General features: G+C 56.6%; 3 protein-coding genes. All 3 read right to left on the bottom strand.

The window, feature by feature from the left end:
- Nucleotides 1-105: 105 nt before the first annotated feature.
- Complete coding sequence (locus AC1DWF_RS31525; protein ID WP_476789443.1) at nt 106-894, bottom strand: nitrilase-related carbon-nitrogen hydrolase; 789 nt, start codon at nt 892-894, stop codon at nt 106-108.
- A gap of 178 nt (nt 895-1,072) precedes the next feature.
- Nucleotides 1,073-2,035 (bottom strand): agmatinase, encoded by a 963-nt coding sequence (gene speB / locus AC1DWF_RS31520; RefSeq protein WP_476789444.1) that lies wholly within the window; start codon nt 2,033-2,035, stop codon nt 1,073-1,075.
- Between the two features lie 135 nt (nt 2,036-2,170).
- A partial coding sequence (locus tag AC1DWF_RS31515) for a hypothetical protein (RefSeq protein WP_476842516.1) occupies nt 2,171-2,361 on the bottom strand: 191 nt, incomplete at its 5' end.

The raw sequence follows: 2,361 nt of genomic DNA, 5'->3' as shown, positions 1-2,361 counted from the left end.
GATGAGATGAGCTGATCTTTTGTGCGCCGCCGAGTTCCCGAAATATGGAGCTATCTCAACTGTCTAGGCGCAGAAGCTGTGGTGGACGACCCCGCGCCTCCACCCTTAGTTGCAATCGCGCAGAACTTCCTCGCGAAGGTCCGCGAGTTGGGTGCTGAGTGACCCGTACCCAAAATGACCTACACGCTGCGTTGAGCAGCATAGAAGCGCACTCTCATCCGCTCCCGCACGCGCCATGTCACGTCCGTCGGGCCCGACAAGGCAGCTCATTCCCGTATACACGTGAGTTTTTTCGGTGCCAGCCAAGTTGGCGTAAACAACGGTCGTGCCATTTTCTAGCGCACGAGAGCGAACCAGTGTCGTAGGAACATCGACGTATGGCATCATGTTGGCGGTGGGCACACATATCAGATTGGCGTTGGCCCTAACGAGCGCTCTCGCCATCTCGGGAAATTCGATGTCATAGCAGATCGCGAGGCCCACGCGCCATCCGCACATCGGCGCAACACAAATCTTCCTGCCAGGAGTAAAGGTCTGCCGCTCCTCTGCACCGAAAAGATGGATTTTCCGGTACGCACCTACGAGCTTCCCCAAATCGTCGATCGCAACGGCCGCATTGAAAAACTGCCCGTCGGCGCATTCGGGCATTCCGAATATGATTCCAATGCGGTTTGTCCTGGCGATCCCGGAGATAGCCGCGACCGCAGCTCCATCGACGCCCTCAGCGAGATCGTGCAGGGACGACTGCCCAATGTTGTATCCGGTCAGGAACAACTCCGGAAAGGTGATCAGGACAGCACCGGCCGCGGCCGCGGCTTCCGCATTCCTCTGGATCATGGCGATGTTCGAAACCTTGGATCCTGCAATTGGCAGTCCCTGATACAATGCGAGCATAGACATCGTTCCTAGCTACAAGGCCGTGCGGACGACGCCTTGACGGAGAGGCGTCGTCTTCTTGCTGCATGGCTGCTGGCGCATCGACCTAAAAAATCGGAATCGAATTTCGAAGGGCACGTTGCACGATTTCAACGACTTGGGCGATCTTTGTGGGACCTTTCGCACACATGGCTCTCTAAGACACTGTTGCAGCTAAAGTTTCTAGAACGATCTTGACCGCAAGCCGACTGGTAATTCCGTCGTGATCGTAGGGCGGGGACACTTCAACGATATCCATGCCGCCAAGGCCGCCCTTGCCTAGTTCAGATACCAGCGTGATAGCCTCGCGTGAGGTGAGCCCGCCTGCAGCGGGAACGCCAGTGCCAGGGGCATAGGCGCCGTCGATCGCGTCTATATCAAACGTTAGATACACGCTGTCTGTTCCTGTTCCTGCAATAGCACGAGCCTCCTTCGCGATAGCCAGCGGGCCCTTGTCCAGCACCATCTCGAGCGGCATCAGCGTGATTCCTTTTTGCCGCGCATAGTCAAACTCTGCTTTCGGGTTCAGCCATCCGTTCGTGCCGATAATGACGATCTTTCGAGGGTCGAACCCGGCGTCGACTGCGCGTGCAATGGGGCACGCATGATTGAGTTCCTCACCACCGACATCGACGGCAGTATCGAAATGACTGTCTATCAAGATTAGGCCGGGGTTGGCGTAGCGCTTCCTAAATGCCCGCACGCACGCGATGGTAATGGAATGGTCGCCACCGAATGTCACCGGCATTGCGCCCCCGTTCAGAACTTCGAGAATCATCTGCTCGGCGCGGTCCATCGTCCTGATCGCTGCGCCAGGAATGACGGCCACGTCACCGCAATCAGCAAACTTGTAGTGGTCAGTAAGGTTTAGATCGAGATTGGCATTGTAGAAGCTGAACTGATCGCTCGCTTCGCGCAATGCGCGCGGTCCGTAGTTGGTTCCGGTACGGCTTATGCACATCGAATCCCAAGGGAAGCCGATGAATGCGGCAGTGATACCTTGCTGGCGCAATATGCTAGAATCCGCCCGCACACTCGGCAGGCGCATGAACGTTCCACCGGTCCCTGCATGTAGCAAGCCTGCAAACGCATTCGATCCATCGACCACAGCTTCAGACATAGAAAATCCCCTTCATCGCCTTGCGGCATTGTTCGACTAACGGTGTCGAATTCGAGCCTTTGCGATTTCGGAGATGCTGACAATGGTGGCTTCCGTCACCAGCACTGACGGCAAGCTCCTATGCAACTGTACCGGCTAGTTCAAAACCCAACAGGTCTCGATGCGTGCGACCCGACGATCATCCAGATCGGCACTAGGCAACGCATGGAGCCGCAGGATGACGACAGTCATCATTGCCCCGGCATTTGAACTCGTCAGAATGTGCAAGTGTGGCGCCATCGAATTGCGTCGCAGGCTGCTGGGGAGAAGTTGCCAACACTGCTGTC

The organism is Aminobacter sp. P4_D5, from assembly GCF_056401815.1.
This window is presented reverse-complemented; position numbering and strand designations above follow the sequence as displayed.